The 14,211-nt window shown below is 70.5% G+C and carries 11 protein-coding genes; 1 reads left to right on the top strand and 10 read right to left on the bottom strand.

Going from position 1 to position 14,211, the window contains the following annotated elements:
- Nucleotides 1-68: 68 nt before the first annotated feature.
- The 3 genes from phbB to G9Q37_RS06680 are packed head-to-tail and all read right to left on the bottom strand — an operon-like array spanning nt 69 to nt 3,879.
- Nucleotides 69-806 (bottom strand): acetoacetyl-CoA reductase, encoded by a 738-nt coding sequence (phbB, locus tag G9Q37_RS06690; RefSeq protein ID WP_166226334.1) that lies wholly within the window; start codon nt 804-806, stop codon nt 69-71.
- Between the two features lie 51 nt (nt 807-857).
- The gene (locus G9Q37_RS06685; RefSeq protein WP_166226331.1) at nt 858-2,036 is read right to left on the bottom strand and encodes an acetyl-CoA C-acetyltransferase; all 1,179 of its coding nucleotides are present in this window, start codon (nt 2,034-2,036) and stop codon (nt 858-860) included.
- 34 nt (nt 2,037-2,070) lie between these two features.
- Nucleotides 2,071-3,879 carry a PHA/PHB synthase family protein gene (locus tag G9Q37_RS06680; protein WP_240936552.1) on the bottom strand — a complete coding sequence of 603 codons (1,809 nt, stop codon included), beginning with the start codon at nt 3,877-3,879 and terminating at the stop codon, nt 2,071-2,073.
- Nucleotides 3,880-3,995: 116 nt separating this feature from the next.
- Here G9Q37_RS06680 and G9Q37_RS06675 point away from each other — a divergent pair, with 116 nt between their 5' ends.
- Complete coding sequence (locus tag G9Q37_RS06675) at nt 3,996-4,292, top strand: hypothetical protein (protein ID WP_166226328.1); 297 nt, start codon at nt 3,996-3,998, stop codon at nt 4,290-4,292.
- Here G9Q37_RS06675 and pgeF read toward each other — a convergent pair.
- From pgeF to smc, 7 genes are all read right to left on the bottom strand, one after another.
- A complete protein-coding gene (gene pgeF, locus G9Q37_RS06670) occupies nt 4,212-4,982 on the bottom strand; it encodes a peptidoglycan editing factor PgeF (protein WP_166226324.1) in 771 nt (256 codons plus the stop codon). The two genes, G9Q37_RS06675 and pgeF, sit on opposite strands and share 81 nt — an antisense overlap.
- The gene (maiA, locus tag G9Q37_RS06665) at nt 4,982-5,623 is read right to left on the bottom strand and encodes a maleylacetoacetate isomerase (RefSeq protein WP_166226320.1); all 642 of its coding nucleotides are present in this window, start codon (nt 5,621-5,623) and stop codon (nt 4,982-4,984) included. The genes pgeF and maiA overlap by 1 nt, the downstream gene beginning before the upstream one ends.
- A 39-nt stretch (nt 5,624-5,662) precedes the next feature.
- Nucleotides 5,663-6,769 (bottom strand): alkene reductase, encoded by a 1,107-nt coding sequence (locus G9Q37_RS06660; RefSeq protein ID WP_166226316.1) that lies wholly within the window; start codon nt 6,767-6,769, stop codon nt 5,663-5,665.
- Between the two features lie 135 nt (nt 6,770-6,904).
- On the bottom strand, nt 6,905-7,444 hold the full coding sequence (gene def / locus G9Q37_RS06655; protein ID WP_166226313.1) for a peptide deformylase: 540 nt from the start codon (nt 7,442-7,444) through the stop codon (nt 6,905-6,907).
- Complete coding sequence (gene ligA, locus G9Q37_RS06650; protein WP_166226309.1) at nt 7,441-9,525, bottom strand: NAD-dependent DNA ligase LigA; 2,085 nt, start codon at nt 9,523-9,525, stop codon at nt 7,441-7,443. The genes def and ligA overlap by 4 nt, the downstream gene beginning before the upstream one ends.
- Nucleotides 9,526-9,527: 2 nt before the next feature.
- Complete coding sequence (locus tag G9Q37_RS06645; RefSeq protein WP_166226306.1) at nt 9,528-10,679, bottom strand: cell division protein ZipA C-terminal FtsZ-binding domain-containing protein; 1,152 nt, start codon at nt 10,677-10,679, stop codon at nt 9,528-9,530.
- On the bottom strand, nt 10,676-14,188 hold the full coding sequence (gene smc, locus G9Q37_RS06640; protein ID WP_166226302.1) for a chromosome segregation protein SMC: 3,513 nt from the start codon (nt 14,186-14,188) through the stop codon (nt 10,676-10,678). The genes G9Q37_RS06645 and smc overlap by 4 nt, the downstream gene beginning before the upstream one ends.
- Nucleotides 14,189-14,211: the final 23 nt, after the last annotated feature.

Below are 14,211 nucleotides of genomic sequence, written 5' to 3'. Positions count from 1 at the left end.
GACCCCGTGCCAACAAAAAACGGCGGCCCACAAGGCCGCCGTTTTTGTTGGGAAGCTGCGCGGGGGGTTCAGCCCATGTGCAGACCGCCGTTCACCGAGAAGTCGGCGCCGGTGGAATAACCAGCCTCGTCGCCCGCGAGCCAGGCGATGATGGACGCGATCTCGCTAGGCTCGCCCAGGCGCTTCACGGGCACCGTGGCCACGATCTTGTCGAGCACGTCGGTGCGGATGGCCTTGACCATGTCGGTGCCGATGTAGCCCGGGCTCACGGTGTTCACCGTCACGCCCTTGTTGGCCAGCTCCTGCGCCAGCGCCATGGTGAAGCCGTGCATGCCGGCCTTGGCCGCCGAGTAGTTGGTCTGGCCGGCCTGGCCTTTTTCGCCGTTGACCGAGCTGATGTTGATGATGCGGCCCCAGCCCTTTTCCACCATGTCGGGCACGACCTGCTTGGTCACGTTGAACATGGAGTTGAGGTTGGTGCTGATCACCGCGTCCCAGTCCTCGCGCGTCATCTTGAGGAACATGCGGTCGCGCGTGATGCCCGCGTTGTTCACGAGCACGTCGATGGAACCGTGTTCGGCCTTGGCCTTGCCGAAGGCGGCCACGGTCGAATCCCATTCGGCCACGTTGCCCACCGAGGCATAGAACGTGTAGCCCAGCGCCTTCTGTTCGTCGAGCCACTTCTGGTAATCGCGCGTCGGGCCGCAGCCCGCGATGACCTTGAAGCCCTCCTTGTGCAGGCGCTGGCAGATGGCGGTGCCGATGCCGCCCATGCCGCCGGTGACGTATGCAACCTTCTGACCCATGATGACCTTTCCAGTCTTGTTTAGGAAAACGAACCCATGCTAGCCGTGGGCTCAGCGCTCCACAGCAAGGGAAACCCCCATGCCGCCGCCGATGCACAACGCGGCCAGGCCGCGTTTGGCGTCGCGGCGCTGCATCTCGTGCAGCAGGGTCACGAGCACGCGGCAACCCGACGCACCGATCGGGTGCCCGATGGCGATGGCGCCGCCATTGACGTTCACGCGCGCCGGGTCGATCTCGAGCGCCCGGTTGACCGCGCAGGCCTGCGCCGCGAAGGCTTCGTTGAGCTCGAACAGGTCCACATCGGCGGCCTTCCAGCCCGCGCGCGCCAGCGCCTTCTTCGAAGCCGGCACCGGGCCCATGCCCATGGTGGCCGGGTCGAGGCCGCTGGTGCCGAAGGCCGCGATGCGCGCGAGCGGCTTCAGGCCCAGGGCCGCGGCCTTCTTCGCGCTCATCACCACCACGGCGGCCGCGCCGTCGTTGATGCCGCTGGCATTGCCCGCGGTCACGGTACCGGCCTTGTCGAAGGCCGGACGCAGGCCCGCGAGCGCTTCGGCATTCGTCTTCTTGTTGATGAATTCGTCGGTGTCGAACACCAGGGCATCGCCCTTCTTCTGCGGGATGCTCACGCCCACGATCTCGTCCTTGAAGCGGCCGGCCTCCTGCGCTGCCGCGGCCTTCTGCTGGCTGCCCAGGGCGAGCGCGTCCTGCATCTCGCGCGTGATGCCGTGGGCCTTGGCGACGTTCTCGGCCGTGATGCCCATGTGGTACTGGTTGTACACGTCCCACAGGCCGTCCACGATCATGGTGTCGGTCATTTTCCAGTCGCCCATGCGCTGGCCGTCGCGGCTGCCGTTGAGCACGTGGGGCGAGGCGCTCATGTTCTCCTGGCCGCCCGCGATCACGATCTCGCTGTCGCCGGCGTGGATGGCCTGGGCCGCGAGCATCACGGCCTTGAGGCCCGAGCCGCAGACCGCGTTGATGGTGAGCGCCGGCGTTTCCTTGGCCACGCCGGCTTTCATCATGGCCTGGCGCGCGGGGTTCTGGCCCACGCCGGCCGCGAGCACCTGGCCCATGATCACTTCGCCGATGGCGTCGTTGGGCAGGCCGGTGCGCTCAAGCAGCGCCTTGATCACCGTGGCGCCGAGCTCGGTGGCCGGGGTCTTGGCCAGGGTGCCGCCGAACTTGCCGACGGCGGTGCGGGCGGCGGCGACGATGACGATGTCTTCCATGGGGTTCTCCGTTGGTCTGCGATGTTGAGAAAACTCAGGCCCGGGCCTTCACGTAGCGGCCCGGGGCGGGTTCGATGGCGGAGTAGGCCTTGCCGCGGCCATAGGCCCTGGGCGCGGCGATCTGCTTGCCGGCCTGGGGCTTGAGCCACGCGGACCAGTCGGTCCACCAACTGCCCGGGTGCTCGGTGGCGTTGGCGATCCAGTCTTTCACGTCCTTGGGGAAGTGGGTGCCGCTGCTGGTCCAGTGGCTGCGCTTGCCCTTGCTCGCGGGGTTGATCACGCCCGCGATGTGGCCCGAGGCGCCCATGACGAAGCGCTTCTTGCCCGGGAAAATCTGCGTGGCACCGTAGGCGCCGCCGATGGGCACGATGTGGTCTTCGCGCGAGCCGTAGATGTAGACCGGCAGCTTGACCCGACGGAAATCGATCTTCTGTCCGCACACCGTGACCGCGCCGGGTTTGACGAGGTCGTTCTGCAGGTACATGTGGCGCAGGTACCAGGCGTAGTACGGCCCGGGCAGGTTGGTGCTGTCGGAGTTCCAGTACAGCAGGTCGAAGGGCGGCGGCGTTTCGCCCTTGAGGTAGTTGCCCACCACGTAGTTCCACACCAGGTCGTTGGGGCGCAGGAAGCTGAAGGTGGTGGCGAGATCGCGGCCGGGCATGAGACCGCCGTTGGCGAACTGCAGCTCTCGGTACTTCACGAAGTTCTCGTCGATGAAGACGTCGAGGATGCCGGTGTCGGTGAAGTCGAGCAGCGTGGTGAGGAAGGTCGCGCTGTGCACCTTGTCCTCGCCGCGGCCCGCGAGCACGGCGAGCGCCGTGCCCAGCATGGTGCCGCCCACGCAAAAGCCCAGCGCGTTGATGTCGGCCGCGCCGCTGATGTCGCGCACGGTGTCGATGGCCTTGATGACCGCGTCCTCGATGTAGTCGTCCCAGGTCTTGTGGCCCAGCGATTCGTCGGGGTTGCGCCAGCTCACCACGAAGGTGCGGTGGCCCTGCTCCACCGCGTAGCGGATGAAGGAGTTCTCGGGCTGCAGGTCGAGGATGTAGAACTTGTTGATGCAGGGCGGCACGAGCAGAAAGGGCCGCTCATACACCTTGGGCGTCAACGGTTTGTATTCGATGAGCTGGAACAGCTCGTTCTCGAACACCACGGCGCCTTCGGTGGTGGCCACGTTGCGGCCCACCTCGAACACGCTCTCATCGGTCATGGACACATGGCCCTGGCGGATGTCGTGCAGCAGGTTGGCCACGCCCTTGGCGATGCTCTCGCCCTGGGTCTCGATGGCCTTTTTCTGGGCCTCGGCGTTGAAGGCCAGGAAGTTGCTCGGCGCGCTGGCGTCGATCCATTGCTGCACGCCGAAGCGCACGCGCGCGCGGGTCTTGGCGTCGCCCTGCACCGCATCGGCCAGGGCCATGAGGGTGCGCGCATTGAGCAGGTAGGCGGCCGCGGTGAACGAGGACAGCGGGTTCTGCGCCCAGGCCTCGCCGGCGAAGCGGCGGTCACCCGCTGGCGTGGGCGTGAGACCCTGGTTCCACAGCGCCGCGGCTTCCTTGAGGTAGGTCTGCTGGATCTCGAGCAGCTGCGCCGGGTCGATGCGCACGCCCTGCCCGCCCGCCTGCTGGAACAGCTCGCCGAGCGCGGGCAAGCCCAGGGGCGAGGCGGCCTGGCCGGCCGGCATGAATGCCCGGAAGGCGGCCAGCGGGTCGGCGCCCTGGGCGGGCATGGCCGCGGCGCCCGGGAAGGCCTGCGCCAGCTGTGTCCATTGCTGCACCAGGTGCTGCTGGAACTGCTGCGCGGCCTGCGCCCAGTCGGGGGTCTGTTCTGGTTTGCCCGATGCCATGCATGTCTCCTCGGCGATTGCCGGTGGCCTACAGTTCGGCCTTTGTCTCTTGATGGGTCGAAGTATCCCTGCGCCGCCTTTCAGGGACTTGACGCAGATCACACAGAAAGCAAGCCGTGTACCTGATCGTGATTGGTTGGATGTATGTCGTGTTGATGATGTCGGTGGCCGAAGCCATGAACACGACCGGTTCGGTGCTCGGGGCCATTGTGACCTTTTTTCTCTACGGTCTTGTGCCCGTCGCCATCATCGTTTACGTGATGCGCACGCCCCAGCGGCGGCGCGAGCGCCGGGCGCAGGAGGCCGCGCAGGACGCGGCCCGCGCGGCGGCCTCAGCCCAGCCAGACGCAGGCCGCGAAACGGCCGGTGCTGCCGAGGCGGGCGGCGTCGCGCCGGTGCGAAAAGAACCGTGAGGGCTGGCCCACGGTGCACCAGCCGGGGCCACCGTCGTTGCCATGCACCGCGACCACGTCCGCGGCCGCGAGCCGCTGGCGCGCCAGACCGGGCAGGTTCGCCCACCATTTGCCGGCCGTCTCGTGCGGCCTGAAATGCCCCGCCGCGGCGGGATCGGCCGCCACGAAGGCCTCGCGCACCTCGTCACCGACCTCGAAGGCCGTGGGCCCGATGGCCGGGCCGAGCCAGGCCAGCACCTCGCCCGGACCCGCGGCCTCGCGCAGCGCGCCTGCCGTGGCTTCGAGCACCCCGCCCACCAGGCCGCGCCAGCCCGCGTGCGCGGCCGCCACCGCCCGGCCCGAGCCGTGCGCGAACAGCACCGGCAGGCAGTCGGCCACCATGATGGTGGCGGCCACACCGGGCACGGTCACGAGCGCGGCGTCGGCCACCGCGCCATCGGGGGTCTCAGGTTCCAGGTGCAGCACCTGGGTGCCATGCACCTGCTGCAGGAACACCGGCCGCGCCGGCGCGGTGAGCCGGGCCAGTGCGGCGCGGTTGGCGACCACGGCGGCCGGCTCGTCGCGCACGTGGTCGCCGAGGTTGAAGCTGTCGAACGGCGCCACCGAGGCACCGCCCGCGCGCGTGGTGCACAGCGCACGCACGCCCGCGGGCGCGGGCCAGTCGGGCGCGAAGGCGCTGCCCTCGGCCATCAGGCCTCGGCGTCGGGGCAGGCCGAGGGCTGCGCCTTCTGGAAGGCCTCGTGCTGCATGCACTGCTCGAACACCGCCATGGTGCGCGTGAGGCCGCTGAAGTCGGTGTTGAAGCGCTGGCCGTTGAAGATCTGCGGCACGAGGCAGCAGTCGGCCAGCGTGGGCGTGTCGCCGTGGCAGAAGCGGCCCGTTGGGCCGGCGGCGAGCTGGCGCTCGAAGGCCTCCAGGCCTTCGCGCACCCAGTGGCGGTACCAGACGTTCTTGGGCTCGTCTTCCACCTTGAGCTCGCGCGTGAGGTACTTGAGCACGCGCAGGTTGTTGATCGGGTGGATCTCGCAGGCCACGATCTGCGCCAGCGCGCGCACGCGGGCACGGCCCAGCGCATCGGTGGGCAGCAGGCGCGCGCCGGGCTGGGTCTCGTCGAGGTACTCGATGATGGCCATGGACTGCGTGAGCCGCGTGCCGTCGTCGAGCTCCAGCGCGGGCACCAGGCCTTCGGTCAACACCCCGGCCCAGGCCGCCTGCTTGTGTTCGCCTTTGGCGATGTGCACCGGCACGTACTCGAAGGGCAGGCCCTTGAGGTGCAGCGCGATGCGCACGCGAAACGAGGCGGAGGAGCGGAAGTAGTTGTAGAGCTTCATGGCCCCCGAGGATAAACCGCCCGGGGGCCGGCCGCGGCCTCAGGCCGTGGCGAGCGTGGGGTAGTCGGTGTAGCCCTGCGCGCCGCCGCCGTAGAAGGTGTTCTTGTCGGGCGTGTTGAACGGGCCGCCGCTGCGCAGACGCGCCACCAGGTCGGGGTTGGCGATGAAGGGGCGGCCGAAGGCCACGAGGTCGGCGCCGTCGCGCAGCGACTGCTCGGCCAGCGGCAGGTCGTAGCCGTTGTTGACCATCCAGGCGCCCTGCCCGCCCGCGGCGCGCCAGGCCTGGCGCAGCGCGGCGTAGTCGAAGGGCCGGCCATCGACCTCGCGCGGGCCGCCGGTGGCGCCCTCGATCACGTGGATGTACGCCAGGCCCAGCGGTGCGAGCTCGCGCACCACGTGCTCGAACAGCGGCTGCGGATCGGCGTCGATCACGTCGTTGGCCGGGGTCACCGGCGAGAGTCGGATGCCGGTACGGCCAGCGCCGATCGCGCCCGTCACGGCGCGCACCACCTCGAGCAGCAGGCGCGCGCGGTTGGCGATGGAGCCGCCATACGCGTCGGTGCGCTGGTTGGCGCCGGTCTTGAGGAACTGGTCGAGCAGGTAGCCGTTGGCCGCGTGCACCTCCACGCCGTCGAAGCCGGCCTCGATCGCGGCCAGCGCGGCGCGGCGGTAGTCCTCGACGATGCCGGGCAGTTCGGACAGCTCGAGCGCGCGCGGCGTGGAGGTGTCCACGAAGCTGGGCTTGCCGTCCACGATCAGCACGGTCTTGGTCTTGGCCGCGATGGCCGACGGCGCCACGGGCGCGGCCTTGCCGGGTTGCAGTTCGGTGTGCGAGACACGGCCCACGTGCCAGAGCTGGGTCACGATGGTGCCGCCCGCGGCGTGCACCGCGTCGGTCACCTGCTTCCAGCCCGCGATCTGGTCGGGGCCGTAGAGGCCGGGCACGTCGGCATAGCCCTGGCCCTGGTGGCTGATGGCGGTGGCTTCGGTGATCAGCAGGCCGGCGCTGGCGCGCTGGCGGTAGTAGGTGGCCATGAGCGGCGTGGGCACGGCGTTGGGCGCGCGGTTGCGCGTGAGCGGGGCCATCACGACGCGGTTCTTCAGGCGCAGGTCGCCGGCGGTGGTGGGCTCGAACAGGGTGGTCATCGGGTTCTCCTTGAAACGGATGCGGCCCGCCAGGGCCGCGAACCGGCGCATTGTGCGGAGCGCCTGCGGGGCACGTGCGCGCCAGCGCAATGGCCCCATCCGATGTGCGGGTGCCCACGCACCCGCTTGCAGACTTCAATCGTCGTCGTTCGCGTCCAGGCCGGGGAACAGCACCTCGGTGAAACCGAAGCGCGTGAAGTCGCGCACCCGCATCGGGTAGAGCGTGCCCCAGAGGTGGTCGCATTCGTGCTGCACCACGCGCGCATGGAAGCCCTCGGCCTCGCGGTCGATGGCCTGACCGAAGGCGTCGAAGCCCTGGTAGCGGATGCGCCGCCAGCGCGGCACCACACCGCGCAGGCCCGGCACCGAGAGACAGCCTTCCCAGCCCTCTTCCTCCTCGTCGGACAAGGGCGTGATGACGGGATTGATCAGCACGGTGCGGGGCACGATGGGCGCCTCCGGGTAGCGCGGGTTGGGCGCGCCGCTGCCGAAGATCACCACCTGCAGGTCGACACCGATCTGCGGCGCGGCCAGGCCGGCGCCATTGGCCGCGGCCATGGTGTCGTGCAGGTCGGCCACCAGGCGGTGCAGATCGGGCGTGTCGAAGGCGGTCACGGGCCGGGCGTGGCGCAGCAGGCGCGGGTCGCCCATCTTGAGGATGGTGTGCACGGTCATGCAGCGTCTCCAGGGGGGTTGAGCAGCGCCAGCATCGCCGCCTCGTCGATCACCGCCACGCCGAGCGCCTGCGCCTTCTCCAGCTTGCTGCCGGCCTCGGCGCCGGCCACCACGTAGTCGGTCTTCTTGCTGACCGAGCCCGCGACCTTGGCGCCCGCGGCTTCGAGCAGGGCCTTGGCGTCTTCGCGGCCCAGCGTGGGCAGGGTGCCCGTGAGCACGAAGGTCTTGCCCAGCAGCGGCTGCGGCGTGTTCTGCGCGCCCTCGCCTTCGGGCCACTGCACGCCCGCGGCGCGCAGCTGCTCCACCACCTCGCGGTTGTGCGGCTGGTCGAAGAAGGTGCGGATGCTCTGCGCCACCACCGGGCCCACGTCGTTGACCTGCAGCAGCGCGTCCACGCTCGCGTCCATGATGCGGTCGATGCCGCCGAAGTGGCGCGCGAGGTCTTTGGCCGTGGCCTCGCCCACGTGGCGGATGCCCAGGCCGAACAGGAAGCGCGGCAGCGTGGTGTGTTTGCTCTTCTCGAGCGCGTCGAGCACGTTCTGCGCCGACTTCTCGGCCATGCGTTCGAGCGCCGCGAGCGCGGTGAAGCCGAGCTTGTAGAGGTCGGGCAGGGTCTTGATGAGGCCGCTGTCCACCAGCTGCTCCACGAGCTTGTCGCCCAGGCCTTCGATGTCGAGCGCGCGCCGCTGCGCGTAGTGCAGGATGGCCTGCTTGCGCTGAGCGGCGCAGAACAGCCCGCCGGTGCAGCGGTGGTCGGCCTCGCCCTCTTCGCGCACGGCGTCGCTGCCACAGACCGGGCAATGCGTGGGCATGGTGAAGGGCGGCGGATCGCCCGCGCGCTTGTCGGCCAGCACCGAGACCACCTCGGGAATCACGTCGCCCGCGCGGCGCACCACCACGGTGTCGCCCACGCGCACGTCCTTGCGGCGCGCTTCGAGTTCGTTGTGCAGCGTGGCGTTGGTGACGGTGACGCCGCCCACGAACACCGGCGCGAGCTTGGCCACGGGCGTGAGCTTGCCGGTGCGGCCCACCTGCACGTCGATGGCCTGCACCGTGGTGAGCTGCTCTTGCGCCGGGTACTTGTGGGCCACGGCCCAGCGCGGCTCGCGCGTGACGAAGCCCAGGCGCTGCTGCAGGGCCAGCGGATTGACCTTGTAGACCACGCCGTCGATGTCGTAGGGCAGCGCGTCGCGCGCCTCGCCGATGCGGCGGTGGAAGGCCACCAGCGCCTCGGCGCCCAGGCACACGGCGGTCTGTTCGGCCACCGGAAAGCCCCAGGCCTTCAGGCGCATGAGCCAGTCGAACTGCGTGGCCGGCGGCGCGGCGTCGCCCACCACCTCGCCCCAGCCGTAGGCGAAGAAGCTCAGCGGGCGTTCGCGCGCGATGCGCGAGTCGAGCTGGCGCACCGCGCCGGCCGCGGCGTTGCGCGGGTTCACGAAGGTCTTCTCGCCCTTGGCCCCCGCGGCGATCTTCTGGCGCTGGCGTTCGTTCAGGGCCTCGAAATCGTCGCGGCGCATGTAGACCTCGCCACGCACTTCGAGCACCTCGGGCACGCCCTCGGGCAGCCGCAAGGGGATCTGGCCGATGGTGCGCACGTTGTGCGTCACGTCTTCGCCGTTCTCGCCGTCGCCGCGCGTGGCCGCGCACACCAGCACGCCGCGCTCGTAGCGCAGGCTCATGGCCAGGCCGTCGAACTTGAGTTCGGCCACGTATTCGACCGGCGGGTCCGCCTCGCCCAGGCCGAGTTCGCGGCGCACACGCGCGTCGAAGGCGGCAGCGCCGCTGGCCTCGGTGTCGGTCTCGGTGCGGATGCTCAGCATGGGCACCGCGTGGCGCACCGGCGGCAGCGTCTTGAGCACCGTGCCGCCCACGCGCTGGGTGGGCGAGTCGGGCGTGAGCAGTTCGGGGTGCTCGGCCTCGATCGCCTGCAGCTCGCGGAACAGCCGGTCGTATTCGGCGTCGGGGATCTCGGGCTGGTCGAGGGTGTAGTAGAGGTGCGCGTGGCGGTGCAGCTGCGCGCGCAGCTCGGCCGCGCGCTCGGCCGGCGTGGGCGCGGCCGCGAACAGGTCTAGCGAGGTCATGATCAGGAAAACAGGCGGCGCGCCTGCGGCGAGCCTGCCGACAGGTCGCGCGCGTCGAGCGCGTCGTACAGGGCCTCGAGGTCGGCGCCGATGCGGTCCATGGTCTCGGCCGACAGCGGCACGCCGGTGTCGTCGGTGACCACGCCGTCCATGGCCTCGGCCAGGGCCTGTGCGGCCTGGCGCAGGCGCAGGAAGGCCTGCTCCTCGCGCGCCACGTGCGTGACCTCGAGCGACAGCGTCACCTCGCGCAGCGCGCTCTGCTCGGGGTCGTCGGCCATGGCGGCCTGGGCGTCGAAGCTGAGCACCAGCACGGGCGGCAGGCCGGGCTGGGTGGCCGCGAGCACCATGCGGCCCGGCAGCGCGCCAGCCACGAAGCCGATGCGTGCCGCGTGCTGCGCCACATAGCCGGGGCTCCAGGCGGCGCGGCGCGCGCGCAGCGTGAAGCCCAGCTGCGCGTCGTGGCCGCTGGCGAAGGCGTCGAGCTCGCGCGCACGCGCCACCTCGGCGCGCATGTCGGGGAAATCGGGGCTGGCGCCCACCGCGTCGGCGAAGGCCTGGGCCTTCACCACGAACTCGGAAAACTCGATGTCGTTGAGCGCGCCCGCGCGGTTGGCCAGCTGCACGCCGGCCTGCAGCGCGCGGTAGCGCTGGCCCGGGCGCGGGCTTTCCCATTCGGCGCCGTCGGGCGTGAAGCCCTCCACCGCGAACGGCTTGCTGCCCACACGGCGCGTGGCGGGCAGCGCCAGCAGCACGGCATCGCCCGAGACCTCGTGTTCGAGCGAGAGCGGCGCGATCACGTCGATCAGCGCGTCGAGCGCGGGCGCGGGGCGGCGCTCGGCCACGGGCAGGGCCGGGGCCATGGGCGCGGGCGCTTCGTCGCGCGCGGCCGCGAGCAGTTCGCCGGGCACCGTGACCACGGCCGACTCGTCGGGCGACTCGGGATCGCCCAGCACCGGTTCGCGGCGTTCGGCCGGCGCGTCGCCGAGCGGGTCGAGCGTGGGCTCGATGTGCTCGCGCTCGCCCGGCGCGGGCGCGGCGCCGCGTTCGCGCGCGGTGCGCGGCGCGCTCTGGCGCGTGACCCAGGCGTTGTAGGCCACCACCGCGGCCAGCACCAGGCCGCCGATGACCGCCAGACCCACTTGCAGGCTGCTCATGACAGCATCCCCGCGGCCGACTCCATGTCGACCGCCACGATGCGCGAGACGCCTTGCTCCTGCATGGTCACGCCGATGAGTTGCTGGGCCATTTCCATCGCGATCTTGTTGTGGCTGATGAACAGGAACTGCGTGTCCTTGCTCATGGCGCTCACGAGCTTGGCGTAGCGTTCGGTGTTGGCGTCGTCGAGCGGCGCGTCCACCTCGTCGAGCAGGCAGAACGGCGCCGGGTTGAGCTGGAAGATGGCGAACACCAGCGCGATCGCGGTGAGCGCCTTTTCGCCGCCCGAGAGCAGGTGGATGGTCTGGTTCTTCTTGCCGGGCGGCTGCGCCATCACCTGCACGCCGGCGTCGAGGATCTCTTCGCCGGTCATCATGAGCTTGGCGTTGCCGCCGCCGAACAGCTCGGGGAACATGCGGCCGAAGTGCGTGTTGACGGTCTCGAAGGTCGAGGCCAGCAGTTCGCGGGTTTCGTTGTCGATCTTCTTGATCGCGTCTTCGAGCGTGTTGATGGCCTCGGTGAGGTCGGCGGTCTGCGAATCGAGGAAGGTCTTGCGCTCGCGCGCGGCCGTGAGCTCGTCGAGCGCGGCCAGGTTGACCGCCCCCAGCGCCTGGATCTCGCGGTGCAGGCGGTCGATCTCGCCCTGCAGGCCGGCCAGGCGCACATTGCCCTCGGTGATGCTCTGCGCGATCGCGGCGCGGTCGGCCTCGGCCTCGTCGAGCATCTGGCTGTACTGCTCCACGCCCAGGCGCGCAGCCTGTTCCTTGAGCTGGAATTCGGTGATGCGGCTGCGCAGCGGCTCGAGCTCGCGTTCGAGCTGCAGGCGGCGTTCGTCGCTCGCGCGCAGCTTCATGGTGAGGTCGTCGTACTGGCTGCGCAGCGCCGACAGCGCCTGCTCGCGCTCGGTCTTGGCGGCCAGCGCGGTCTGCAGCCCCGCCTGGGCCGCGGCGTCGTTCAGGCGCGCGAACTCGTCGCGCGCGCGCTGCTCTTCGTCGATCAGCGCCTTTTCCTGCTGGCCCGCGGTGTCGATGGCGCGCTGCAGCTCGGCCTGGCGCGCCTGCAGGCTGCGCAACGAGAAAGTGGCCTCCTGCGCGTTGCGTTCGAGCGCGCGCTGCTGCTCGCGCGCCTGGTTGAGGCGGCGCTCGGCCTCGATCACGGCGTCGTCGAGCTGGGCGTGGCGCTCCTGGCTGTCGGCGAGCTGCATGTCGAGTTCTTCGAAGCGCGCCTCGGCCGTCACGCGGCGCTCCTGCAGGTCTTCGAGCTGGGCGTCGACCTCGGCGAGGTCGGCCGCGATCTGTTCGCTGCGCGCACGCGTCTGCTCGGCCTGCTGCGTCAGGCGCAGCGCCTCGACCTGCAGCTCGTGCGCGCGGCTCTGCGCCTCGGCGGCTTCGCGGCGCGCACCCACCAGGCGCTGCGAGGCGTCGCTGTAGGCGGCCTCGGCGCGCACCAGCGCCGAGCGCGCCTGTTCGGCGATCAGCACCTGGGCCTTGAGCTGCTTGTCCAGGTTCTCGATTTCCTGGGCGCGCGCGAGCAGGCCGGCCTGCTCGTTGTCGGGTGCATAGAAGGCCACGCTGTGCGCGCTGACCGCGTGGCCGCTGGCCACGTAGATGGTGTCGCCGGCTTGCAGCTGGCCGCGCAGCGCCAGGGCCTCGTCGAGCGTGGCGGCGCTGTAGCAGCCGCGCAGCCAGTCGCCGAGCAGCGCCTGCTGCGCGGCGTCGTTCAGGCGCAGCCACTGGGCCAGCGGCTTGAGCGCGCCCGAGGCCTCGGCGCCGGCGCCCGCCGCGGGCGGCTGGTAGAAGGCCAGGCGTGTGGGCGGCGCGTCGTTGGCGAAGGCGCGCACCATTTCCAGCCGCGAGACTTCGAGCGCGCCCAGGCGCTCGCGCAACGCGGCTTCGAGCGCGTTCTCCCAGCCCGGCTCCACGTGGATGCGGCTCCACAGGCCCTGCAGGCCGTCGAGGCCGTGCTTGGCGAGCCAGGGCTTGAGCTTGCCGTCGGTGCGCACCTTTTCCTGCAGCGCCTTGAGCGCTTCCAGGCGCGCGCTGAGGTCGGCCTGTTTCGCCGACTGCGCGTTCACCTCGGCCTGGGCCGTGCGGCGCGCGTCGTCGAGCTGGGGCACCTGCTCCTGCAGCTCGTGCAGGCGGGCATCGGTTTCTTCGGCCAGGGCCTGCGCGGTCTGCAGCGCGCCCTGCGCGTTGAGCAGGCGGGCCTCGTCGGGCGCGGCCAGGGCATTGCGGTCGGCCAGCAGGCGCTCGCGGCGCTGGTTCAGGCCGCGCGACTGTTCCTCGATGTTGCGCTGCTCGGCCGCCAGCACCTGGATCTGCTGCTGCACCTGGCCCACGGCCGTACGCTGCTCGTTGGCACGCGCCTGCGCGGCGCGCAACGCGTCTTCGAGCGCGGGCAGCGCGCCGGCCTGCTCTTCGCCCTGGGCCGCGAGCACGACCGATTGTTCTTCGGCGCCAAGGATCTTCTCGGCCAGCTGTTCGAGCTCCACCGCGGCGTCCTCGCTGCGCGTGGACCACGAGGCGATCTGCTCCTTGAGCTGGGCCAGGCGCTGCTCCACGCGCTGGCGACCTTCAACCACGAAGCGGATCTCGGCCTCGAGCTTGCCCACCTCGGCGCTGGCCTCGTAGAGCTTGCCCTGGGCCTGGTTCACCTGGTCGCCGGCCGCGTAGTGCGCCTGGCGGATGGTTTCGAGCTCGCTTTCCACGCGGCGCAGGTCGGCGGTGCGCGATTCGAGGTCGTTCACGGCCTGGGCCGCGTCTTTCTGGATGCGGGCCTGGTCGGCCTCGGCCTCGGCGCGCTTCAGGAACCAGAGCTGGTGCTGCTTGAGCGTGGCGCTGGCATTGAGCGCGTGGTACTGCGCGGCCACCTCGGCCTGCCGCTCGAGCTTGTCGAGGTTGGCGTTGAGCTCGCGCAGGATGTCTTCGACCCGCGTGAGGTTTTCGCGCGTGTCGGCGAGGCGGTGCGCGGTCTCGCGGCGGCGTTCCTTGTACTTGGACACGCCCGCGGCTTCTTCGAGGAACAGGCGCAGCTCTTCGGGCTTGCTCTCGATGATGCGGCTGATGGTGCCCTGGCCGATGATGGCGTAGGCGCGCGGGCCCAGGCCGGTGCCCAGGAACACGTCCTGCACGTCGCGGCGGCGCACCGGCTGGTTGTTGATGTAGTAGCTGCTGGTGCCGTCGCGCGTGAGCACGCGCTTGACGGCGATCTCGGTGAACTGGCCCCACTGGCCGCCCGCGCGGTGGTCGCTGTTGTCGAACACCAGCTCGACGCTGGAGCGGCTCGCGGGCTTGCGGCTGGTGGTGCCGTTGAAGATCACGTCCTGCATGGACTCGCCGCGCAGCTCGGAGGCCTTGGACTCGCCCAGCACCCAGCGCACCGCGTCCATGATGTTGGACTTGCCGCACCCGTTCGGCCCCACCACGCCGACCAGCTGGCCGGGGAGCATGAAGTTGGTCGGTTCGGCGAAGGATTTGAAGCCGGAGAGCTTGATCGAGGTGAGACGCACGGCGCGGTCCGGGGGGTCGGCAA

The organism is Hydrogenophaga crocea (assembly GCF_011388215.1).
Taxonomy (GTDB): Bacteria; Pseudomonadota; Gammaproteobacteria; order Burkholderiales; family Burkholderiaceae_C; genus Hydrogenophaga; species Hydrogenophaga crocea.
This window is presented reverse-complemented; position numbering and strand designations above follow the sequence as displayed.